Consider the following 22,454-nt stretch of genomic DNA (forward strand, 5'->3'; position numbering starts at 1 on the left):
TTGCTTGTCAGTGGTTCTTGCGCTCAGATCTGGTGGAGGAGCTCGGTGGCGGTGTGCTGCCCGGAGCGGACCGCGCCGTCCATGTAGCCGTTCCAGTAGGGGGAGAACTCCGCGCCCGCCCAGTGCACGCGGCCGTGCGGGCGGCCCATCCACGGGCCGAAGTCGGTGAGCACGCCGGGGGCGGCGACGGAGGTGGGGCCGCCCTGGGTCCACTGCTCGGCGGTCCAGTCCTGCTCGACGTAGTCGACGGTGTCGAAGGCACGGTCGCCGACGACCTGGGCGAAGCAGCGCAGCACCGCGCCGCGGCGCTCGCGGGCCGGGCGGTGGGCCCACTTGCGCCACTCCCTGCCGCCCAGGAAGCCCATGAGGACGCCGGGTCCGCCGTCGGGCGGGGTGTTGTCGAACATCTCGCGGATGGGGGAGCCGCCGCGCAGCAGACCCATGCCGGACAGCCCGTCCTCCCGCCAGAACGGCTTGTCGTAGACGGCCACGCACTTCATGAGGGTGCCGAACGGCAGCCGCTGGAAGAGCTGGTCCTGCTGCGCCGGCAGCAGCGGGTCCCACACGATCCGTGAGGCCACCAGCGGCGGTACGGCGACGATCACCCGCTCGGCGCGCCAGTCGCCGGCGTCGGAGACCACGGTGACGCCGCTGGAGTCCTGGCTGATGCGGCGCACCGGCGCCGACAGGTGGACCCGGCCGTCGAGTTCCTCGGCCAGCCGCTCGGCGACCAGCTGCGAGCCGCCGACGAACCGGCTGTCCTGGGCGCCGCCGGTGGTGCCGGTGCCGCGTTCCATGGTGCCGGGGTGGGTCTCGTTGCCGAAGGTGGAGACGTACCAGAGGCTGAACAGGGCGGAGGCGTCGCGGGCCTCGCCGCCGTAGGCGGAGTTGAGGAAGAGGTTGATCATGTCGACGGCGTCGCCGGTGATCTCGGCCTTGCGCAGCCAGGTCTCGTAGGTCATGCCGTCCAGTTCACGGGCGTCGGGGGCCTGCCACGGGGCCGCCGGGTCCACCTTGGCCGCGGCCTGGCCGATGCGGGCCAGGGCGATGCCCATGTCCGGCAGCGCGAACAGGTCCGGCGGGGTGTGCCCGGTGAAGCGCTTGGCCCTGCCGTCGTTGACGTAGACGGTCTCGCCGGGGACGGCGGCCTGGTACGTGTCCACGCCGACCTCCTTGGCCAGCGCCAGGATGTGGTCCTGGGTCGGGCCGACGAACTGCCCGCCGATCTCGGTGACCTGGCCGTCGCCGAGGTGGTGGTTGAGCAGCCGGCCGCCGACCCGGTCACGGGCCTCCAGGACGGCCACCGACTTGCCCGCCGCGACGAGTTCCCGTGCCGCCGTCAGGCCGGCCAGCCCCGCACCGATCACCACCACATCCGCCTTGCGGGCCTGGTGTGACGCGGCGATGTCCCTGTTCTGCGTGCTGCTCATGATCACTCCTTGTCGTGGGGGTGGTCCCGGCGCTGCGGAAGCGCTCCGCGGGGAACGCGGCGCAGGCCCATGACCTGGCGATTCCCGGCGGCGGTGTGCTCCGGTGGCCATCACCATACAGATGACATTGTCGAGCGACAAGGTCAGTGGTCTCAGTTGAATGATTTGATCGCACGACTTGAGCAAGTGATAAAGTCGGTCCCGGAAGCAGCTCGGACGCCGCACAGGCACCGGCATGCCTCCTGCCCCAATCCCTTACCGACCTTGGGAGTTCGCCATGGCAGTCCTGCTCCATCGGCTGGGCGGCAGCGCCTACCGCCATCGCACGCTGGTGCTCGGTATCTGGCTCGTGGTCCTCGCCGCGCTCATCACGTGCGCCGGTGTCTTCGGCGGGAAGCTCGACGACCGTTTCACCGTGCCGGGGACCGAGTCGCAGCGCGCCCTGGACACGCTCGGCAAGACGCTGCCCGAAGCCTCCGGAGCGGACGCCCAGATCGTCTTCACCGCACCCGAGGGCCACCACGTCACCGAGGCCCCGTACACCGCGGCCATCGCCGGAGCCGAGGCGGCGGTCGCGAAGGCGCCCCAGGTCAAAGCCGTCATCGGCCCGAGTCTCTCCGGGGCCGTCTCGGCCGACCGGAGCACGGCGATCGTGCAGGTGCAGTACTCGGTGCAGCGGGCCGAGGTACGCCCTTCGTCCCTGGAAGAGATCGAACGGGTGGCCGAGGCGGCCGAGAAGAGCGGGCTCAGGGCCTCGGTCGGCGGCAGTGCCTACGGCAGCAACGGCGTGCACATAGGCCCGTCCGAGATCATCGGTGTCGCCGTCGCCCTGCTCGTCCTGGTCGTCACCTTCGGCTCCCTGCTCGCCGCGGGCATGTCGCTGCTGCCCGCCCTGCTCGGTGTGGCCGTGGGACTCGCCGGGCTGTTCGCCCTCACTCCGGCGGTCAGCATCTCCTCCACCGCCGTCACGCTCGCGCTGATGCTGGGGCTGGCCGTGGGTATCGACTACATCCTGTTCATCCTGTCCCGCCACCGCCAGCAGCTCGCCCGCGGTACCGACCCGCAGGAGTCCATCGCACTGGCCAACGGCACCGCCGGCAGCGCGGTCGTCTTCGCCGGCAGCACCGTGATCATCGCCCTGGCCGCACTCAGCGTCATCGGCATCCCGTTCCTGACCGTGATGGGTCTCGGTGCCGCCGGAGCCGTCCTCGTCGCGGTCCTGGCCGCGATCACCCTGCTCCCGGCCCTCGCCGGATTCGCCGGCACCCGGCTGACCCCGAAGTCCGGCAGCAAGGAGGCCCAGCGGGCCACCGATCCCGACGGACCCGCCGGCAGGGCGACCCTGGGCGCCCGCTGGGTGCGCGCCGTCGTCGCCAAGCCCCTGCTCACCGTCCTGGCCGTCGCCGGCATCCTCGTCGCACTCGCACTCCCCGCGGCGGACCTGCGCCTGGCGCTGCCGGACAACGGCTCGGCCCCGGTCACCTCCACCGAACGCAAGGCGTACGACACGGTCGACGACAAGTTCGGCCCCGGCTTCAACGGCCCGCTCCTGGTGCTGACCGAGGCCGACGACCGGCCCGGGGCGCAGGCGGGGGCTCAGGCCGCGCAGAAGCTGCGGGACCTCAAGGGGGTCGAGGCCGTCCTGCCGCCCGTGCCCACGCGCGACCCCGCGCAGACCGTCATCCAGGTCATTCCCGAGACCGGTCCCGACAGCGCCCGCACGGCCCAACTCGTCCGCGACATCCGTGCCGCCGCCCCGGGCATCCGTGACACCACCGGAGCCTCCGTCGCGGTCACCGGCACCACCGCCGTCAACATCGATGTCTCCGACCGGCTCAGCGACTCCCTGCTGCCGTTCATGGCGATCGTCGTCGGCCTGAGCCTGATCCTGCTGACCATGGTGTTCCGCTCGCTGGTCATCCCGCTCAAGGCCGCCGTGGGATTCCTGCTGTCGGTGGCGGCCTCGCTGGGCATGGTCGTCGCGCTGTTCCAGTGGGGCTGGCTGGCGGACGCCCTCGGCCTCGCCCACACCGGTCCCGTCGTCAGCTTCCTGCCGATCATCCTGATCGGCGTGCTCTTCGGACTCGCCATGGACTACGAGGTGTTCCTGGTCTCCGGGATGCGGGAGGAGTGGGTCCACACCGGCGTGGCCCGCGGGTCGGTGATCGACGGCGCGCGGCACAGCGTCCGGGTCGTCACCGCGGCCGCCCTGATCATGTTCACCGTCTTCGCCGGGTTCTTCCCCCTCGACGACGCCCTGATCAAGCCCATCGCCTTCGCGCTGGCCGTCGGCGTGGCCATCGACGCCTTCGCCGTCCGCCTGACGCTCGTCCCGGCGGTCCTGGCCCTCGCCGGACGGCACGCCTGGTGGCTGCCCGCCTGGCTGGACCGCGTCCTGCCCGACCTCGACGTCGAGGGCACACGCCTCCAGAAGGCCCCGGAGGTGGAGCACAAGGAGCCCGCGCGAGTCTCCTGAACCGGCTGCGCGCGGCGGCGGATCCGCCGCCGCGCGCAGGGGGCCTGGCCCGGGGTCCTCGGCGACTCCGGCCCGCCCCTTCCCGGAGATCCATCCCTTATCCGCAGAACCGAGGTTCGCCTCATGTCCACCACCATGCTGGCCGGACGCCTCCACCTGGACACCCGCACCTTCGCGGTCGAAGAGGTCGCCGTTCCCGTCCCAGGTCCCGGAGAGATGCTCATCGAGGTCAGGGCCGCCGGAGTGTGCCTGTCCGACGTCCACCTGATCGACGGCAGCCTCACCCCTGCCTTTCCTGTCGAGGCGGTCACCCGTTCGGGCGCGGTCACCCTCGGCCACGAGGTCGCGGGCGTCGTCCACGCCCTGGGCCCCGGCCTGTCGGGGGACTGGGCCCCCGGCATGCGGGTCGCCCTGCAGGCCGGCCAGCCGCGCGGAGCATGCGCCGACTGCACGCGCCGCGCCCCGTGTCGGCGGCCGCTCACACGCGGCGTCGACTACGACGGCGGCTGGCCCAGTACGCCGTCGCCCGCGAGGACACCCTCGCTCCCCTCCCCGACCACCTGCCCTTCGACCAGGCCGCCATCATCCCCGACGCGGTCTCCACCCCGTATGCCGCGATCATCGAGACCGGGGCGGTCCGGCCGGCCCAGTGCGTCGGAGTCTGGGGCGCCGGCGGTCTGGGCGCCCACGGCATCCGGCTCGCCCGCCTGGCCGGCGCCACGCCCGTCATCGCCGTCGACCCACTGCCCGAGGCCCGTGAACGGGCCCTCGCCTTCGGCGCCGACCTCGCGCTCGACCCCGCCGACCCGGGATTCGCCGAAGCCGTCGGCCCGGCCACCGAAGGCCACGGCCTCGACGTCGCCTTCGACTTCGCGGGATTTCCCGCGGTCCGCGAGCAGGCTGCCTCGGTCCTGGGCGCAGGCGGTGTCCTCGTCCTGGCCGGGCTCACCCCGGAACCACTCACCGTCACCGACGGCACGTCCTTCTGCTACCGCGGCAACCAGATCCGCGGCCACTACGGCTCCGGACCCGAACACGTGACCCAGCTCATCCGCCTGGCCGCCGTCGGCAGACTCGACCTGGCGCCCTCCATCACCGATCACATTCCACTGGCCGAGGCGGCCGACGCCGTCACCCGGCCGGAGAAGAAGACCGGCAACCCGATCCGCCTCGTGCTCACCCCTCACACCCCATGAACCATCGACGACCCCAGAAGGCGGCGTCGGCCTTTTCCGAGTTCGGCCGACCGTGTTCGACCGGCCGTCAAATAATCAGTTCCATTCGACCCGTCGAACACGACGATTTCAAATCCCCGGACGATCACTCAGCGAATGGCTACCGACGGGTCCGGTCACCAATTCCCGGGCTCCAAAGCCTTTCTGACGATTAAGCGTGCCGTTGTGATCGTCCCTTTATCGTTTGCCATACCCAAGCCGGTGTCACCCTTGCTAGATTGACACCCGCTCCTCCGCCACGCAGTCGGGCAACTCCCGCAGCTCGCGAAGGCAGATTCCCCCTATGCCTTGACCAAGGCTTTCTTTGGGTGCCCGCTTCATGCCATGCCTTTCGGCATCCAACCCCCCCAACACACTGGAAAGCGCAAGCAAGTGATGAGATCCCTTCAGCGTTTCGGCCCCGGGCTGGCCATCTCCGCCATGACGATCGTGCTGGGCACGCCCGCACTGGCCACCGCCGACGAGGCGACCGACGCCAAGGACACCACGTACTACGTCTCGCTCGGCGACTCCCTGGCCAGCGGCTACCAGCCGGACGTCGACAAGGACACCGACGCCGCCTACACCGACCAGCTCTACGCACAGCTCAAGCAGCGCACCCCCGGGCTGAAGCACATACGCCTCGGCTGCACCGCCGAGACCACCGACTCTTTCATCAACGGCGGTAAGTGCGACTACCCGAACGCCAAGTCCCAACTGGACGCCGCTCTCAAGACCCTGGCCCAGCACCAGGGCAAGGTCGCCTATGTGACCCTCAGCGTGGGCGCGAACGACATCCTCCTCAACTGCGTCAGCCCGCTCGGCACCCTCGACTCGAACTGCCTGAACAGCAAGAGCCAGACCATGGGCAAGAACCTCGCCCAGATCGCGGGCGCGCTCCGCCAGGCGGGTGCGGACAACACCCAGTTCGTTGGCTCGACGTACCACAACCCGTTCCTGGCGACCTGGCTGCTGGGCGCCCAGGGACAGCAGGCCGCCAAGGAGTCGGCACCCCTGGTCGCGGCCGCCAACACGGGGATCACCCAGGTGTACAAGTCCACGGGCTTCACGGTGGCGGACGTGGCCGGCGCCTTCTCCTCCGACGACTTCACCACCCAGGTGAACATGCCCGGCGCGGGCGAAGTACCCGCGAACGTGGCCAAGATCTGCCAGCTCACCTGGGCGTGCACGAAGAAGGACCCCCACCCCAACACCGACGGCCACAAGGCGATCGCCGGCACCTTCGCCTCCGTGCTCACCGAGACCAACCCGCCCAGCGCGGGCGAGTCCCCGACCCCCACCGAGCCGACCACACCCGAGCCCAGCACCGGCACCGGCACCGGCACGGACACGGACACGGACACGGACACGGGGTCGAACGACCCGACCACGAACGGAGACCTCGCCGAAACCGGCTCCTCAAGCAGCACCCCCGTCCTCGCGGGTGCCGGACTCGCCGTCGCCGCGGTCGGCGCCGCCGCGATCTACTTCGCACGCAAGCGCCGCACCAGCGAACAGAGCTGACGAGCAGTCAGTAGCTCGCGGGTGAACAGCAGGCCGCTCGCGGTGTCGCGAGCGGCCTGTCCCCACTCGGCGGTGGCGCCGTCACTATCGTGAACGATGTCGTGCTGATCCTCCGCGTACAGCAAGCACTACCTGGCCCCCGCCACGGACCCGGGCGGCGAGGGCTGACGAGCTCGCAGCGCATACCGGCGCCCCGCTCCGAGGCTGGAGCGGGGCGCCGGTGCGTGACGTGGCTACCCGCGGAACCGCCCGTCAACGACGCCACGGACGAAGCCGGTCCACTCGTCCGGCCTGAACACGAGGATGGCACCGGCCCACGCACCGACGCGCCCCGAGCCGCAGCCTCCTCCTCGTGCGGCCCTGGACCAGTCGTCACAGATCGAATCACAAAGACGCTCTTGACCGGGGTCCGTCACGGAGCGACCGCGCGCACGAGAAGCGTCCCGATATGCCCCGACTGAGGAGCGTCAAGGACCCGCGCGTCGGCCGTGGCGAACCCGGCCCGGGTGAGCAGGCGCTCCCAGACGGCCGGGCGGTAGCTGTAGCGGTAGGTGAACATCGCCCTGCCCGCGAAGCCTCCCTTGTACATGCCCTGCGGCCCGTACGCACCGGGGATGGCCGGCGGCTGCGAGAACACGAACACGCCACCGGGCCCGAGCCGTCGGCGGACAAGGGGGAAGAGACGGCCCGGGTCAGTGAACCAGGCGGCTCCGAAGATCGAGTAGACCGCGTCGTACACCTCCTCGTGCTCGCTCAGGTACTCCAGCACCTCGGAGCACACGAACTCCGCACCGGTACCCGCCCACTTCGCGGTGGTCTTCTCGACCATGACGGGAGACAGGTCGACACCCCGAGCGGCGATGCCGTGCTGAGCGAGGTGGGCGAGAGCGCGGCCCGTGCCGCAGCCGATCTCCAGCACGCGGCGCGGGTCGCCCAGCAACTCCGGGCCGGGTCCATGACCGGCGTACTGGGTCCAGCAGAAACTCGGCTCCGCGTCGTCCTTGAAGGCGGAAGCGGCGAAGGTGTCCCACAGCTCCGTCTCGGCGGCGATGTCGTGTTGTGCGGGCAAGTCGATTCCTCTTCGCAGGGGCTGGCCCCTGTCCTCCGGGGGCCGAGGGCAGGGGCCAGGGTAGGGCCGTTCAGTGGCTGTCGGGGACCTTGTTGTCGCACGGCGAGCAGTCCGTGCCGTCGATCGCCCACAGCTCCTCGTCGATGTCGAAGCCGATGGACTTCAGGAAGTCCGCTGTGCGCAGACACAGACCGTCACGGCGGCGCTCGATGAACGGGGCATGGTGCTTGTAGCGGCCCTCGTTGTACGCCTCGCAGAGGGCCCACCACACGGGCGTGTCGAGGATGAGCTGGTGAACGCCGATGTCGACGAGCTTGCCGACTCCGAGGTGGACCTCCGGGTGCTCCATGCAGCCGATGGTGTACATGACGGCGTTGCCGAGGATCCGCTCGGCCATGTCGCGGACCATCGTGTGGTCGCGCAGCAGCAGGGCCACTTCGCGGTCCCAGATGGTCATGTCGCCGTCCAGCACGTTGATGGTCAGGTGCTTGATACTGGGCTGGACTGCGTTGAGGAGTCCCTTCGGGTCCCGTGTGCGGGTGCTCACGGGCCGGTCGAGTGTGGCGGTCATGGACTACTCCTTCGGAGACAGGTCGTGTCGTACCGGTTCGAGCCCGCCCCGCCTGTCAGCCCGTCCCGGCTGAAAGCGCGGCGCGGGCGCCTTGCGGGTCCCGTTCCAGCGAGGGCTACTGGGTGACCTGGCTGGAGCGGGCGGCTTGGGTGGAGCCCTGGCGGTTGCCCATTCAGCAGACATGGTCGAGGTGGCCGGAGTGGTCATGAGAAGACCCCGCCGCTGCTTGCCGAGTTCAGAGCACGGGTTCGCTCCCGCATGGCCTGCTGTCGCTCCTCGTCCGTTGCGCGGCGGACACGAGCAGGGTCGACGTCCCACTCGCGTCCGCCCGTCACCGGCCGAAGCCGCACGACCCGTCCGAGGCGACCCATGGCGTAGCCGAGCCTGTCGCGCTCGATGTCGACGACCAGGGCGCCCTCCGGCTGCGGTTCCTCAGGCATCACGCGTCACCCCCCGTCGGATCGCTCCGGCCAGGCGGGCGGCCACGTCGGAGCGCCCCCGCCCCAGCTCAATGAGCCGCAGCGTGGGGGAGGCAGGGCCGAGCCTCAGCGAGGGCAGGACGAGCCCGACGTCGGACATCGCCGCTCGCAGGGTCTCCGTCGCCGTGTGCGGGTCGACGTTGTTCCGTTCCTTCGTAGCCATGAGCAGGACGCTAGAAGGGGGGCGTTGACTGGCGGTACGCTGTTTTCTCGAATTTGCTCGCCACGCGGCCGAGATTGCCAGTGTTTTCTCCTGAACCCTGTCTGGCCCAGTAGTGCCGGGCCGGCCCCCCGACCATGCTGATGGGATCAACACCCCGCGGAAGGGAGAGCGTCCATGGTTCGTCGGTTGCGCTTCACCGGCACGGACAGCAAGGTCGACGGTTGCCCCGCCCTCCACACGGACGAGAACACCGGCGAGATCATCGTTCAGGGCACGCCCGTCACCGCCCCCGAAGACCTCGCACAGCTCAAGCACTTCGGAGTCGACGAGGCAGCGGTGGCCGTGCCGCGCGAACTGCTTGTGAACTGGGGGCCGAAGGAGATGGAGCGAGTGCCGGAACTCGTGGACCGGGCCACCTTCCGCCGCCTGTTCGAGACCTTCGAGCACACCGCCTGGCGGCTGGAGACGCGGCGCGGTTACGCGTCGGACCGACAAGACCCCGACTTTCAGGCTTTCCTGGCCACCGGCTCGTCACCCTGCGACCCTGACGAACCCTGGTTCGTCAACATCAAGGCCCAGACGGGCGCCGGTAAGACGGTCGGCCGTGTCCGCGTCGCCGACAACCCGCCCACCACGGAACAGCTGTTCCTGCTCGACTACTCCCGGCACAACGCCACCTCCGGCGAGGACATCCGGTACCTGTGGCGCGAGGACGCCGCGCGGGCCGGCCTGCCCGGCGAGGACTTCTGGATCTTCGATTCACGGCTGGTAACGCTGCTGCACTTCGATGACGAGGACAACCTGCTCGACATCGAGCTGATCACCGAACCGGCTGAGGTCGTGCGGTACGCCATCGCGCGGCGGCGCGGCGATGCACCACGCGATCCCGCGCGAGCAGTTCGCCGCGCAGGTGGCCACGACCGAATAGCACGTGACCGGTGAGCACTGACTACCAGCAGGCACGGGCGGCGTTGGGGGCGCGGCTGCGCGAACTCCGTTTCACCTGCCCCGGTGGTCGGCTCACCGGCCAACAGCTCGCGCAGCGACTCAGCTGGCCGGGCTCCAAGGTCAGCAAGCTGGAGAACGGCAGGCAGACGGCCACCCCCGAGGACCTGAGGGCATGGGCCGACGCGACCGGGCAGCCGGGGGTGTACCCCGAACTCGCAGCCCGACTGGCCGGGTTCGAGTCGCACATCAGGTCATGGCGTCGAGCGCTGGCCAACGGCTTCAAGCCTCTTCACGAGGGGCTGAGCGCCGAGATCGACCGCACCTCGGACATGTGGGTCTGGGAGGAGTCGGTGATCGCCGGACTGCTGCAGACCCCGGAGTACGCCCGGCACGTCATCCAGCGGTATGCGGAGCTGCTGGACGGACCCGGCGACATCGAGGCAGCCGTCCGCTCCCGGGTGCAGCGCCAGGAATGGCTGTACCGGTCCGGCCGCAAGCTGCACGTGCTGATGTGGGAAGCGGCGTTGCGGTCGCTGATCTGTCCGCCCTCGGTGCTGGCGAGCCAACTCGACCGCCTCAACGGCATGATCGGTATGGACACGGTCGAGCTGGGTGTCATCCCCTTCACGGCGTCCGTCAAGATCGTGCCTGCCAACGGCTTCTGGGTGCTCGACGACCGGCTGGTCGTCGCCGAGGACTGGCACGCGGAACTGTGGCTGGACGACGCCGACAACGTCGCCTTGTACAAGAAGGTCTGGAAGACCCTCAGCGAGTCTGCGGTGTACGGGGCCAACGCCCACCACGTCATCAACTCGGCCCGCCGAGCCCTGAATGTGCGTTGACGACGTTGTGGGCCATAGGGACCTGAGCAGGCCCCGCCTCCCAGGGGTCCGGTCCTGCCCTTGTCAGAGGGTCACGAACTCTACGAACGCGGTCCACGCCGTGGGTTCTACGGCCAGGGCGGTGCGGGTTGTGTCCTTCGAGTCGCGGACGTGGACCCTGGCGAGGGTGGCGGCCACTTCGACACACTGACCGCCCTCAGCGCCGCTGTAGCTGCTCTTGACCCAGACAAGCGCAGGCGCGGGACCGCGCTTCGTTTCAGCGCTTCTCGATGAAGGCCAGGGACTCACTCGGGGTGAGGGCCTGCGCTCGGATAATCCCCTAGCGTGCGGACAGCGCATGGACCGCATCTCGCTCGGTGACCAGCGTGCTCCGGCCTTGAGCCTCCATGTAACCGACCTGTTGTCCCTGCCTCGGCAGCAGCAAGGTGAACGCACCATCCACACCAGCATGGTCCTCACGGTCAAGCGGCATCACCTGAAGCTCGACGTTCCGCTTCTGGCCGAGCAAGAGGAGCTGCTCAAGCTGTCCGCGCCATACCTGCTCACCGCCAAGCGGCCGCCGCACAACCGGCTCCTCCATGACGAAGCTCAGCAACGGAGCGGGCCAGAGCCCGCGTGTACTCCTCTGTCTGCAACAGGCCGTTGACCACGTGAGTCTCGTACACGTAAAGCTCGACCGCCTCGGCCTCCAACTTGGCTGCATCCCGAAAGAACGCCGGGTATTGAGCCCGAGCCACCTCCTCCTTGCTCGCACTCAACACACCGCCCGCCGCCAGCACTTCATCCGCCTTGTCGATGAACTTCGGCGGTGGTACGTCTCGCCTGCTCGAACGACGCGATCGTCGAGGACGAGTCCCCAGTCAGAGAACCGAACTTCGCGCGGTCCATCCCCGCCCGCTCCCGGAACAGCTTCAGCTGCCGCCCGAACACGCACAGCATGCCCGTTCCGACCTCGTACTCCGGCTGCTGAACCTCGTCGTCCACGCCGCAGCTCCTCTCGAACCACCGCCCGGCCGGCCAACTCAGGGCCCGGGAAGCGGTCACGCCCAACACCACGCACAAGCGCACCGCCCGCGTGCACAGCCCGTACTCGTCAGCACATCGCTCCTGGTCAAAGCTACGCAGAGTCCGCGAACTTTTACCCCATGAAGTCAGCAACTCCCCCGAACGGGCATATGCCACAGCACCTCACAGCCGAACGCGAGTTCGCCATGCGCTTCACCTCAACCCCACGCGGTGCCCGCCTCGCCCGCCGACTCGTCTCACACCGCCTGGACGACTGGGGCCACCCCTACACCACCCACATCAACGAAACACTCACTCTCATCACGGCGGAACTCTCCGCCAACGCCGTACGCCACGGCCATGTCCCCGGCCGGGACTTCCACCTTTACCTCGCCCGGGCAAAACCGTGTGGGCGGAACTGCGCGTGCAGCAACAGGGCCACCCGCGCACGCACCGGGCCCGAAATCGATCACTGTCAACTGGCGCTTGCACTAATATCGTTACCCGCTGCGCACCTTCCCGGAGGGTACGTCGGCGGTGTTCGAGGTGCCGGTCCTCGGCGATGAGCGACGAGTGGTCTCCACCGCGTGCCACACGCGGTGTGACTGCGGATGCCCGGTAGGGCGATCCCTGCCATTCCCAGCTCACGCTCAGGAGTGGAGACCCATGAACCCCGTTGAGTACAAGCTTGCACGTCGTGACCGGATTCGTCAGATCCTTATCGACGTCATGGTGGGCGTCATCACCAACCTGTTGGTGACGGCCCTGACCGTGGTGGCGCGCCTGGTCTTCTGACCGGCAAGTGGCGGGCCCGGGAGCCCGCCACTGCACGTACAGCTCACCGTTTCAGAAAAGACGCAGCTCTCCAGGCGGACTGTCCTTCTTCTGACGCTTCCTGCGGCGGCGCCGCCCTCGGGCGGGACGGGGCAGATGTGGCTGTCGCGCCTGCTCCGGCAGGTTCTCCCAGGTGGGGCGCAGACCGTGGATCTGGACGTCGCCGACCAGCTCCTTCAGGTAGTCGCGGGTCTCCCCGTCCGTGGAGTAGAGCACGGTCGCCCGGCTCGCCCGGGTCATCAGCACGTGGTACGCGTGCCGGACGAGGCGGGCGAACTCGTCGTCGTCCACGCTCTTCGGCTTCACCTTGGGATCGAACGACCCGGGAACGGCCACCCGCTTGACGCCCGCCTCCTTGTCCGCCCTCTCCTTGCCCCGGCGGAACACCCAGCGATCGCCCCGGCGCACCATGTCCTCGCCCATGATCACGCCGCACCAGTCCCACTCCAGGCCCTGCGCGGTATACACACAGCCGATCTGGCCGAGGCCGTTCTCGTGCACGGACCAGATCTTGGAAGGCGGGACGGTCTTGTTCTCGCAGAAGGATTCGCTGTCCGCGTTCCACGGCCGGTGCCAGTCACCTATCCGGACGTCGGGCTCAAGTCGCTTCTCCTTGCCCAGAGGCTTCGTCCAGGGCCAGCAGTATCCGGCGACCATGCGCGCGGACGCTCCCGCCGCGGCCTCGGAACGAATGATCCGCTCGAGTTCCTCCGGGCTGTCGACGACCTCGACGTGCATCAGTCCGTCCGGGGTCCACAGCTCCGGCTCCGCGCCGGACACCCCCAGCGCGCCGCGCACCCAGCGGATGTAGGCGTCGCTGCCGCCGCACCGGAACTGTTCCCGCAGGCGGCAACGGACCAGGTGGGCGTCGTAGCGCCGTGCCGCGTCCTCCACGAGAGCGACGGTGCCGACGTCATGCGGGCGCACGGACTGACCCTCGTCGAGGAAGAACACCGTCAACCGGGAGGCGTCGAGGAGCTCGTCCACCTGAGGCTTGGTGCCCCAGTCCTCGGGTTTCCAGAAACGGTTGGTGGAGCGGTCGCGCAGACGGTGGGCCTCGTCGCATATCAGCACGTCCAGCGGCGGGTCGGGCGGGGTGACGAAGTTGCTGAAGTAGGTGAAGGTCTCCTTGAACTCCCGGTCACCGAAGCCGACATGCTCCTGCAGTGCGCCGTTGAAGGCCCTGCTGCCGCTCGCGTACTTGACCGTGCGGCCGTCTGCTTCCAGTTCGGCCTTGAGCTGAAGGCCGATGGCGCTCTTGCCCGTGCCGGCACCACCCGTGACGAGGAACACCACCCGTCGCTCGTCGGGGACGAGCGTGGGCCGGTGGGGGTCAGGAAGCACCTTGGCGGCGGTCTCGAGTATCTGGTCCGCGACCTTCTTCTGACGGCCGCGCAGGGTGAAGACCGTGTCCTCGCCGCTGGAGCGGATCATGGCGTCGAGGAGCGGGGTGTTGCGCAGGCCCATGCTCCGCAAGAGGATCTCGGCAGCCGAGTCGGCACCGTCGGCAGCGAAGCTGCTCCGCAGGTCGGACAGCAGTTGGGGCCGGCGATCGCTGGTGTAGACACGGGCGTAGGAACCTGTCGGCGCGTCCACGCCGACCAGCGGAAGCACTGCGGCGTCGGTGGCATTGTGCAGATAGGCGAAGCCGCCGCACTCGTAGTCCAGTCCGTGCAGCGGTCCTCTGTCACTCGTGAACGCCTCGTAGTACTCGCGCAGTTGCAGCGCCGGATGCTTCTTCTCCCCCATACCGGGGACGTGCACCAGCTCCGCGGTGGCTCGCTCCACCCGGGTCACCGTCGACCATCGCTTCAACTCGACGAGTTGGACGGACAGCCCGTTCTCTTCGGGATGATGGCCCACGAGGACGACGTCGATGAGCCGGGGGTCCCCACCGCGGTCGATCTCGTCGAGCGTGGCCGCGCATTCGACGACCATCTCGACGCTCCCGCGGTCGGCGGCGACCAGGTCTTCGGCAAGATGCACCAGGCTCTCTGCCCAGGCGGAACGTTCTGTCAACGAGGCGTCGGTGCTGAGGAAGTGCTTCCACCTCGCGGCGAGGTGGGGCACCATACGGCGTCTCGAGTTCAGGTTCAGCAGATCCCGCGCTGCCAGTTTCAGCAGGAGCATGGACACGAGGTGGATCCCCCAGGGCACGAGTGACTCGTGCGGATGGGGGCATGTCCACGTGGGGAAGCCCGTCGGGCCGCAATGACGCCTGGGATCCTAGGTAAGTGATCGCCTTCCGGACGCACAGGACACGTCGGTCGGCTTGAAGCGCGGACATCATGGCCGGATATCGCGCGCTCACCGCCGCAGAAGGGGCTCCCCGATCGGCGCAGGCCGTGGCTCCGGTCGGCTGGACACCAGTTCCCGCAGCTTCTCCCGGGTCTCCGGATCGGTCGAGTACACGATCGTGCCGACCATCCCGCGCGTCAGCAGCACCTTGTACGTATTCCGAATGAGACGGTCCACATCTGTGTCCGGCGTGGACTTCTTGAACACCGGGTCCTTCGAAGCAGTGCGGTCGGTGATCCACCGGTCACCCCGCCAGACCAGGTCGGGGCCGATGATCACGCCGGACCAGTCGTACTCGAAGCCCTGGGCGGTGTAGACGCAGCCGACCTGTCCGAAGCCCGCCGGGTCGGTGGCCCACAGGGCAGCCGGGGGCGCGCCGGAGACCGAGCGGTCACCGCGCAGGTTCCAGGGACGGGCCCAGTCACCGATGACGACGTCGGGCGGGAGCGGCTCGCCGGGCTTGGGCTCCGGGGACCAGCGCCAGCAGTAGCCCGCGGACATACGGGCCCCGTAGCCCTGGCTCCGACGGGCTTGGAGGAAGGCTTCCATCTCCCGCGGGCTGTCGGCGACCAGCAGCTGCATGCGGTCGTCGGGTTCCCACGCGACCGGCCCGCCCGGTTCCAGGCCGAGAAGGCGGACCACCCAGCGCAGGTAGGCGTCACTGCCGCCGCAGCGGAACTGACTGTCCAGCGGGACGACACTGCAGGGGATGCCCCGCTTGGCCGCTGCCGCCTTGATGTCGGCAACGGTCCCCATCTCACCGGGGCGGACGACCTGGTGCTCGTCGAGGAAGAAGACGGGCACGTAGGCGACGTCGATGAGTTCGTCGATCTGTGCCCTGCCGGTACGGTGCTCGGCGCGGGTGTAGCGGTTGGCCGAGGTCTCCCGGATGCGGTGTGCCTCGTCGCAGATCAGGGCACCCAGGCTGTTCTTCTCGGCCGTCATGAAGCTGTTGAAGTACTTGAACAGGTCCTGGACTTCCCGCTTACGGGCTCCGGCTACCTTCCTCATCGTCTTCGTGAAGGACTGCGAGCCGGTGGCGTGCAGTGCCGGAACCCCGCGCCGGTAGAGCTCGCCGAGCAGTTGGAGGGCGATCACGCTCTTGCCGGTGCCGGGGCCGCCCGTGACGATGACGACCTCCTTGCGATCGGCGTGCTTCGCCTTCTCCACCGCGTTGAGCACCATGCGGTAGGCGACCTGCTGCTCGTCGAGGAGGACGAACTGCGTGCGTTCGCGTACCTCCTCAGCAGCCACGGACATGAGCTGCTTCGACGGCACCGTGGCGCCTGCGTGGAGTTCGTCCGCCGCCCGGGCCCCGGGGTGCTTGTCGCTCAGCCTCGTACGAAGGTAGTCGAGGAAGGCGCCACGGCGTTCCGCGGTGAAGAGCAGTCCGTGGCCGTCACGCTCGATCTCCCGCAGCCCGGTCACGCCGAACTCGGTGGCGTTGTGCAGATACGCCACTCCGGTCACCCGGTGCCCGTGTTCGGCCACCGCCCCGTTGAAATTGACGAGGTATTCGCAGTAGCGGCGGACCTGCTCGATGGGGTTGAGGACCGGATGGGCATAGGCGTCGACATGACACAGAGCGGGGTCGTCCTCGTGGGGCAGTGCCTGGCTCCACTGCTTCAGCTCCACCACGACGTAGGACGGCTCTGCCGTGACCGGGTGCACTCCGGCGAGGACGACGTCGGCGCGCTTGCTGTTCAGCGGGAGGGCGTACTCCAGCATGACCTCCACGTCGCCCAGTCCGGCGTCGTTGAGTGCGGCGGCCAGGAAGGGAATGCTGCGCTCCCAGGAACGCACCTCGGAGGCGCCGGGCCGATAGCCGTGCATGTGGACGAACTTGTCGGTGAGGTGCAGGAACAGCGAACCGTCGAGTGCCATGACGGCGACCGTTTTCGCGGACGCGCGGAACAGCAAGGACTTCCCCCAGGCAGCACGAAGAGACTCGTGCGGGTGGGGGCATGTCCTACGAGACTCCACCGGGGTGGAGCGGAAGCCCGTCGGGCCGCGTTGACGATGTCCTTGAGGGTACCTGGCGGTACGGACAGCCGTACCGGTGGCCACCGTGGCGGCAGTGGACGGCGTGCCCGGTCTCCCCCGCCAACATCCAGAGGCCCGTCGTCAACTGTCAGCGGTGGATTCGGGCCGGGCGTTTGTTCATCCGGAAACATGGCCTCTGATCTGGAAACGCAGAGCGGCAGACGAGTGGGGCTGTACGCCGGGTATTCCTGGAGCACCTTTCTGACCTGCGGATTTCCAGATCGGGCCAGCTGTGACCTGCAAGGACGGGTTGCAGAGGCGATCGGAGGCAGTCAGAGGAAACCGCTCTGATTCGACCCCGATTCGACCCGGGCCGCTGGGCAGTCAGGGTGTGCATGCAGTTCGACCGCGGCCAGCTGCCTGGGCCCGGCCATCACCTTGCGCACACCGGCCTTGACCGGCTTGTCCAGGATGTCGTAGCTCTCTCGGGATGTGGGTGTGAAGGCGAGTTGTGAAAGGTGAATTCATCACGCCGGTCGGCAACGGTGGTCATCGGCGGCGATCATTCGTTTACGCTCGCGGCCATCTTCCCGGCCAACTCGCTCACTTCGGTCAGGAGGCTGTCCGGCGACTGGTCAAGGTCGAAGGCGTGCTGATGCAGGACGATTCCCGCCTGACGAACGCGATGGCCGGCGAGCGGGGCGTTGCCCTTCGCGTACACGAGATGACCTGCGGGGAGCCCCAACGCGGTGCAGTACGCCAGCATCTGGTACAGGTCGGCGTCCGGATAACCGTCCTTCTTCTCCGCCTTGTACTTGGCGTCGACGACGGCGAGAGGACGGCCCTGGTTCCCGTCGCCGTACCACACGAAGTCCGGTCGCATCCGGACGCGTTCGTCCTCGTCCAGGTGCACGCCCTTGGCCTGGAGCACGCAGCGCCCGCCATACGGACGCAGCGCCTCGCGCAGGGCGACGCAGACAAAGTCTTCGAAGACCTTGTTCATGTCGAAGAGGAACCCGTCGATCCGCAGACCGCCTGGACGGTGCTCGGCCGAAGCCCCGTCGAGGATCGCCCCCGCCAAGTGAAGCGGGTGCTGATAGCGCGCGTTGAGCCGGGACGGACGCCACTCGGGCAGTCTCTGCCCGCGTACGAGCGGGGTGACGTCGGCGAGCCGCGTCCGCTGGCGCAACAGCCGGGCCCTTACGGGACGCGGAACGCCGGGCAGGCGCAGCAACCGTTCAGTGGCGGCGCGCAGCAGCCGGTTCTCGGGGATGTCGGTAGTGAACTCGTCGTACGCGATCTCGACGGGCAGCGCGGCGCCGAACTGTCTGCGGATCTGCTCGGCCTCGCGGATACGGCCCCGGACAACGAGAGCGGTGTCCTCGGTCGTCCGGTACCCCTGGAGCAACCCTGCTCGAATCGCGCGTTCCACCTGGCGTTCAAATGCATGCGCCAGCGCGGGCAGCACCTCCCGGTGTTCGGCCACGTCCACCTGACCGTCCCGCCAGCCGCGGGGATCGAGGCTGTAGCCCAGCAGAAAAAACAGCCGGGCCATCGGCATCTTCGGGGTGATCCGTACCGTGACCGGCTCTACGCCGGGCACGACCACGGACACGGCGCCCACCTTGCTACCGGCCTTCAGGACCCAGTTACCGGCCACGTATGGGTCGGGCGCTGCCTCGACGATGCGCGAGGCCGCGAGGGCCCGGCCCACCGCATCGGGAAGAGGACAGTTCGTCGCCCGCGCATGCTCGACGAGTTCGATGGGCCCAGCGACGGCACTCACCCGACAGGCTCGTCTCTGCGGGCCGCCAGCGCCGCGCGCAGGGACGCGAGCCCGTACCGCTTCTCGACTTTCACGCCCTCTCCGTAGTGGTGTTCCTCCAGCAGAGGAAGGATCTTGGTGCGCCAGGTGCGTTCCAGACCGCCCTCTCTGTCCACACCGGGCTTCATCAGGTACGCCGGCCCGATCTGGAAGTCGACATCGTCGATGCGGGAGTTGAGCTCGTCCAGCAGATCGGCCCGCTCTGCGTCCTTCTCCTTCCCCGCCAACCAGCGGCGCAACAGGCCACTCGTCGGCTCGGTGCGCGGGGACAGTTCGACGAAGGCGAAGCGGCGCCGCATGGCCGCATCCACGAGGGCGATAGAACGGTCGGCCGTGTTCATGGTGCCGATGATGAAGAGGTTGTCCGGCAGGGAGAAGTCGTCACCGGAGTAGGTGAGCCGCAGGGTCTGGCGCCGGTACTCCAGCAAGAAGTACAGCTCCCCGAAGACCTTCGCCAGGTTGGCCCGGTTGATCTCGTCGATGATCAGGAAGTGGGGAATGTGCCGGTTCCCCTCCTTGTCGGCGCGGTCCGCGAGTTCTCGCAGCGGCCCGGCTGTGAGGCGGAAGGCGACCTCTTTGGTCTTCGGATCCTCCTTGGGGCGGTAGCCCTCGAAGAAGTCCTCGTAGGAATAGGAAGGATGGAACTGCACCAGTTTGACCTGTTCGGGACCGCCGCCGAGGAACTCGGCCAGTTCCAGCGCGAGATGTGTCTTGCCCGTTCCAGGCGGCCCGTAGAACACAAGCTGCTTCTCGTCCCACAGCAGGTCACGCACCTCGCGCAGCCACGAAACACTGTGCACGTTGAGGCGGTCCGTGAGCGCCTGGTCCGGTTCGGGAAGCTCCAGCTTGCGACGGGCGGTGAGGGCCGGCAGTTCTGCGCTCGGGTCGCTCACGGTGGCCTCGGCCTCGTCGGCCAATTGCTCATCGGTCAACCCCAGCCCGTCTATGAGGGCTTGTACGGCGGTCAGGTCGACGACATCGTGCTGGACCGACAGCTTCTGCCGGAGCTCCTCTGGCAGTTCTTCCCACTTGTAGCTTGTGTCCTGCCAGTCGACGGGCCGCCGCAGGTTGGAGCGCCCGTCCTCAGAGGCGATCTGCTCCGCCGCTCCGGTGACCTTGCCGACGTGGAGCCGTCCGTCGGAGCGCGTGCACACCGTGTCGTCCGGCTTCATCCGGGTGAGGAAGACATACAGCGCCTCCACGAGTTCCTGCTTCTGGTTGTACGTGGCCGCCGACTCGTAGTCCTCCTCCACCAAGGCGCTCAGCAGGTTGCGGTCCGGGTTCGCTTCGACACCCTGCCGCAGTCGGGCGGCGGCGACACTGACGAGTCCCTCCGCAAGCCACAGCCGCTGGACAAGATCGACACCGGTTACGTTGGAGCCGCGGATGAACCAGGCGCGGTTGGGCGCAGTCGACATGTGATCGAGGTGGGCAAGTGGTTGCCCATCGGCCGACTTCCACGCGCCCCAGCCATTGACACTGCAGCCTCGCAGGATCTCCGCAGCAGCCGAGGGCGAGGTGCACTCGATGTCCCAGGCCGCCTCCAGGTATCCCGGCCACCTTTCCGACTGCCGCAGCAATCCCTGCGAGATGAGGTGCTGCCGTGTGCGGTACGAGGTCGGCTTGCGCGCCGCGAAGGAGGGAACCACCTTGGTCTGGGCCGGAGATCCCGCCGCGATGACGAACCTCTGGCTCCCGCTGGCACCCTTCTCCCCCAGCAGTCGGCCCCGGGCCTCCGGCCCGCCTCTCGGCAGTCGCAGATAGAGCTCGGGATATGCGTCGGTCATCGGTCTCCTCGTATGTCCTGGGGCTCATGTCGCGCAGCAGCCTATGCAGGGCGGTGACAGCCACGCTGTTCACGCTGAACGCTTGCCCCCGCGAGGAGGGCGGTCCTTCTTCGGCCTGAGCTGAGGGAGCCAGCGTTCGGGTCCGGGCAGCGCGAGGGCCGACTCTTCGCGGGTCGTCGGGCGCGGCGCCCAGGTGCGTGGGCCGGGGAGGCGGAGGGCGAGTTGGGAGACAGCGACCATGGCGGGCGAAGGGTCGCGCTCGAGGTAGTTGAGGATGAGAGGCATCCCGTCCGAGGTCACCTGTGGGTTCCAAGTGCGGCACGCGATCTGGCAGTACTCCCGAGCCTCGAAGAGCACGCCTCTGCACGCTCCCGGCTGCTGCTCTTCCCTCATCCACAGGATGCGGTCACCCGGCGCGAGGCGCTCACGGCCGATGAGTACTCCGTTGGCGACCTTTCCCGCAGCGTCGAGATAAGGCACAGGGTCGTCATCACCACCGACGTCACTGTCACTGAACCCAGCGACCTCGTTCGGCCCGTCCGCAGCGTAGATCTCCAGCTGGTCGCCGTCGGCGTGTGCCTGCCAGAGGTCGAGCGGCTCCCACCCGCCTCCGCCGAACAACGACGGCTGGGCCAGCAGGACAAAGACCTCGCCTGCCTCCAAAGAGAGCGCGATGCGATCCTCCCCGCCGATGGGATGGATCTCCCCGACCTCCCAGGCGTCGTTCCCGTTCACCTCCAACACACATTCGCGGACGGTCTCCACGGCGACGTCGACAGACACGGAGAAGTACTCCCGGCGCGGGTTGACCCTCTGTTCACCCAGGCGTTGATGGACGAGCTTCTCCACCTCGGGCCAGCGCATGGTCAGCGCCCGGAAGGCGACCTCGAACGGCAGTGGTACGCCCTCGTGGCTGGAGATCTTCGCCGCACGTTCCTCCGGCAGCAGCGCAGTAAGACCGATCTTCACCATGTCGGGCATCGCAGGATTCTGCATCACGTAGACGAAGCCGGTGTCCTGTGTGATCACACGCATATTCTGAGGTGTGCGTGGCACACGATGTTCACGCTTCGCACATTTCCGGCCGGTTCTCATGGGCGGCCGCAGAGCGAGGGGGACAGAACATGGACGACAGGCTGCTCGTCGGCAGACCTCGGGTCGAGGACTTGCTGAAGGCGGTGTCCATCACGGTGGCCGAACTACGGGGTGCGGTGGGCCACTTCGACGAGGACACGGCGGGAATGCTGAGAGCCTCCATCGCCACGGCGGAGCGGGCGTTCGCTGAGCTGAACGCATGCGACAGCGTGATCGACGAGGCGGGTGCCCGCGGCGAGGATGCCGCGGACCGTCTGCGGCAACTGCTCACGCGGGAGGCCCGGGAAGAGGTCGCAGCGGAACTGAAGGCTCTCGACGTGCTCGCCGAAGAGGTACGGCAGTCGGTGGCGACGCTGCGTCTCCTGAATCGGATTCTGGGCCGGGAGGCAGCCGTCGAGGACGACGCGGCGCCTGCCGACGTGTCCCAGCTGCGCGAGGTCGATCTGCGCGAGGTTCCATCCACCTACGGCGACGATGCGGAGTACGACGACCTTCTGGCGATGGCCGACCGTGGGGCGGAGCTCACACCTCATCTGGAAGAGACGCACAAGGAACGCATCTCAGCCGTCGCCGAACATCTGGTCACCGTCGTGCAGCGCGCCGCAAAGACCGGCTTCGCGGACGAGCGATTTGCACAGGATTCGCTGCGGGAGGCACAAGCAGCTTATGCGCTGTGGCTGCGGTGCCTGGGGCAGCGGCAGCACGACCTCGGGAAGTAGGCGGAAGACAGCATCACTCGACCGGGCTCCGTGCCGGGCACGAGTCTGCTGACTCGTGTCCCGGGAAAGCAGTTCCTTAGTCTGAGAGTCAGTGATCTTGATGCAGAGCATGCCCGAGTGGGTGTCCAGGGTGAGGCGAGGCGGCAGTCGCATCCTGGTACCCGCCTTCGCAGCTACGCGGTGGCGGCGCCG

16 protein-coding genes and 3 pseudogenes are annotated in these 22,454 nt (G+C 68.3%); 7 read left to right on the forward strand and 12 right to left on the reverse strand.

Annotated features, from left to right (window positions below; genetic code table 11):
• Positions 1-23 precede the first annotated feature (23 nt).
• Entirely contained in the window at positions 24-1,667 is a 1,644-nt protein-coding gene (locus ACH5AC_RS21855; protein WP_398863656.1) for a flavin monoamine oxidase family protein, read from the reverse strand.
• 40 nt (positions 1,668-1,707) lie between these two features.
• Here ACH5AC_RS21855 and ACH5AC_RS21860 point away from each other — a divergent pair, with 40 nt between their 5' ends.
• The 3 genes and pseudogenes from ACH5AC_RS21860 (at position 1,708) to ACH5AC_RS21870 (ending at position 6,644) form a co-directional block, all read left to right on the forward strand.
• Entirely contained in the window at positions 1,708-3,906 is a 2,199-nt protein-coding gene (locus tag ACH5AC_RS21860; protein WP_398863657.1) for an MMPL family transporter, read from the forward strand.
• A gap of 123 nt (positions 3,907-4,029) precedes the next feature.
• A pseudogene (locus ACH5AC_RS21865) lies at positions 4,030-5,102 on the forward strand (zinc-binding dehydrogenase).
• Between the two features lie 459 nt (positions 5,103-5,561).
• Entirely contained in the window at positions 5,562-6,644 is a 1,083-nt protein-coding gene (locus ACH5AC_RS21870; protein WP_398863902.1) for an SGNH/GDSL hydrolase family protein, read from the forward strand.
• Between the two features lie 412 nt (positions 6,645-7,056).
• On the opposite strand, the gene ACH5AC_RS21875 is transcribed toward ACH5AC_RS21870, so the two are convergent.
• From ACH5AC_RS21875 to ACH5AC_RS21890, 4 genes are all read right to left on the reverse strand, one after another.
• Complete coding sequence (locus ACH5AC_RS21875; RefSeq protein ID WP_398863658.1) at positions 7,057-7,713, reverse strand: class I SAM-dependent methyltransferase; 657 nt, start codon at positions 7,711-7,713, stop codon at positions 7,057-7,059.
• Between the two features lie 70 nt (positions 7,714-7,783).
• Positions 7,784-8,284, reverse strand: coding sequence for a hypothetical protein (locus tag ACH5AC_RS21880; protein ID WP_398863659.1), 501 nt, complete (start codon positions 8,282-8,284; stop codon positions 7,784-7,786).
• A gap of 203 nt (positions 8,285-8,487) precedes the next feature.
• A complete protein-coding gene (locus ACH5AC_RS21885; protein WP_398863660.1) occupies positions 8,488-8,724 on the reverse strand; it encodes a hypothetical protein in 237 nt (78 codons plus the stop codon).
• Positions 8,717-8,926: a hypothetical protein gene (locus ACH5AC_RS21890; protein WP_398863661.1), complete on the reverse strand. Its 210-nt coding sequence runs from the start codon at positions 8,924-8,926 to the stop codon at positions 8,717-8,719. Before ACH5AC_RS21890 ends, ACH5AC_RS21885 begins: the two co-directional genes overlap by 8 nt.
• A 174-nt stretch (positions 8,927-9,100) precedes the next feature.
• On the opposite strand from ACH5AC_RS21890, the pseudogene ACH5AC_RS21895 reads away from it, so the two are divergent.
• A pseudogene (locus ACH5AC_RS21895) lies at positions 9,101-9,854 on the forward strand (DUF6879 family protein).
• Between the two features lie 10 nt (positions 9,855-9,864).
• Positions 9,865-10,716: a helix-turn-helix domain-containing protein gene (locus tag ACH5AC_RS21900; RefSeq protein ID WP_398863662.1), complete on the forward strand. Its 852-nt coding sequence runs from the start codon at positions 9,865-9,867 to the stop codon at positions 10,714-10,716.
• 63 nt (positions 10,717-10,779) lie between these two features.
• Here the strand turns inward: ACH5AC_RS21900 and ACH5AC_RS21905 are convergent, their stop codons facing one another.
• Positions 10,780-11,004, reverse strand: a complete 225-nt coding sequence (locus ACH5AC_RS21905; protein ID WP_398863663.1) for a DUF397 domain-containing protein — start codon at positions 11,002-11,004, stop codon at positions 10,780-10,782.
• A gap of 34 nt (positions 11,005-11,038) precedes the next feature.
• Positions 11,039-11,700: pseudogene (locus tag ACH5AC_RS21910) on the reverse strand (Scr1 family TA system antitoxin-like transcriptional regulator); the annotation flags it as partial.
• A 687-nt stretch (positions 11,701-12,387) separates the two neighbouring features.
• On the opposite strand from ACH5AC_RS21910, the gene ACH5AC_RS21915 reads away from it, so the two are divergent.
• Positions 12,388-12,516 (forward strand): DUF6408 family protein, encoded by a 129-nt coding sequence (locus tag ACH5AC_RS21915; RefSeq protein WP_398863665.1) that lies wholly within the window; start codon positions 12,388-12,390, stop codon positions 12,514-12,516.
• A gap of 51 nt (positions 12,517-12,567) precedes the next feature.
• On the opposite strand, the gene ACH5AC_RS21920 is transcribed toward ACH5AC_RS21915, so the two are convergent.
• The 5 genes from ACH5AC_RS21920 to ACH5AC_RS21940 form a co-directional block, all read right to left on the reverse strand.
• A complete protein-coding gene (locus ACH5AC_RS21920; protein WP_398863903.1) occupies positions 12,568-14,685 on the reverse strand; it encodes a DUF2075 domain-containing protein in 2,118 nt (705 codons plus the stop codon).
• Between the two features lie 177 nt (positions 14,686-14,862).
• Positions 14,863-16,773 (reverse strand): DNA/RNA helicase domain-containing protein, encoded by a 1,911-nt coding sequence (locus tag ACH5AC_RS21925; RefSeq protein ID WP_398863666.1) that lies wholly within the window; start codon positions 16,771-16,773, stop codon positions 14,863-14,865.
• A 625-nt stretch (positions 16,774-17,398) separates the two neighbouring features.
• Positions 17,399-18,622 (reverse strand): McrC family protein, encoded by a 1,224-nt coding sequence (locus tag ACH5AC_RS21930; protein WP_398863667.1) that lies wholly within the window; start codon positions 18,620-18,622, stop codon positions 17,399-17,401.
• The gene (locus ACH5AC_RS21935) at positions 18,619-20,448 is read right to left on the reverse strand and encodes a DUF4357 domain-containing protein (protein WP_398863668.1); all 1,830 of its coding nucleotides are present in this window, start codon (positions 20,446-20,448) and stop codon (positions 18,619-18,621) included. Before ACH5AC_RS21935 ends, ACH5AC_RS21930 begins: the two co-directional genes overlap by 4 nt.
• A 69-nt stretch (positions 20,449-20,517) precedes the next feature.
• Positions 20,518-21,477 (reverse strand): GIY-YIG nuclease family protein, encoded by a 960-nt coding sequence (locus ACH5AC_RS21940; protein ID WP_398863669.1) that lies wholly within the window; start codon positions 21,475-21,477, stop codon positions 20,518-20,520.
• A gap of 95 nt (positions 21,478-21,572) precedes the next feature.
• Between ACH5AC_RS21940 and ACH5AC_RS21945 the strand changes: the two genes are divergently transcribed.
• Positions 21,573-22,262, forward strand: a complete 690-nt coding sequence (locus ACH5AC_RS21945; RefSeq protein WP_398863670.1) for a hypothetical protein — start codon at positions 21,573-21,575, stop codon at positions 22,260-22,262.
• Positions 22,263-22,454: the final 192 nt, after the last annotated feature.

It is taken from the genome of Streptomyces sp. NPDC018693 (assembly GCF_044391385.1).
GTDB lineage: Bacteria > Actinomycetota > Actinomycetes > Streptomycetales > Streptomycetaceae > Streptomyces.

Excerpts from the sequence above, each read along its gene's own strand:
- ACH5AC_RS21920 (WP_398863903.1), bottom strand. The coding sequence starts at position 14,685 with ATGCTCCTGCTGAAACTGGCAGCGCGGGATCTGCTGAACCTGAACTCG.
- ACH5AC_RS21885 (WP_398863660.1), bottom strand. The coding sequence starts at position 8,724 with ATGCCTGAGGAACCGCAGCCGGAGGGCGCCCTGGTCGTCGACATCGAG.
- ACH5AC_RS21855 (WP_398863656.1), bottom strand. The coding sequence starts at position 1,667 with ATGCCGGTGCCTGTGCGGCGTCCGAGCTGCTTCCGGGACCGACTTTAT.
- ACH5AC_RS21870 (WP_398863902.1), top strand. The coding sequence starts at position 5,562 with ATGACGATCGTGCTGGGCACGCCCGCACTGGCCACCGCCGACGAGGCG.
- ACH5AC_RS21935 (WP_398863668.1), bottom strand. The coding sequence starts at position 20,448 with ATGACCGACGCATATCCCGAGCTCTATCTGCGACTGCCGAGAGGCGGG.
- ACH5AC_RS21945 (WP_398863670.1), top strand. The coding sequence starts at position 21,573 with ATGGACGACAGGCTGCTCGTCGGCAGACCTCGGGTCGAGGACTTGCTG.
- ACH5AC_RS21890 (WP_398863661.1), bottom strand. The coding sequence starts at position 8,926 with ATGGCTACGAAGGAACGGAACAACGTCGACCCGCACACGGCGACGGAG.
- ACH5AC_RS21915 (WP_398863665.1), top strand. The coding sequence starts at position 12,388 with ATGAACCCCGTTGAGTACAAGCTTGCACGTCGTGACCGGATTCGTCAG.
- ACH5AC_RS21880 (WP_398863659.1), bottom strand. The coding sequence starts at position 8,284 with ATGACCGCCACACTCGACCGGCCCGTGAGCACCCGCACACGGGACCCG.
- ACH5AC_RS21860 (WP_398863657.1), top strand. The coding sequence starts at position 1,708 with ATGGCAGTCCTGCTCCATCGGCTGGGCGGCAGCGCCTACCGCCATCGC.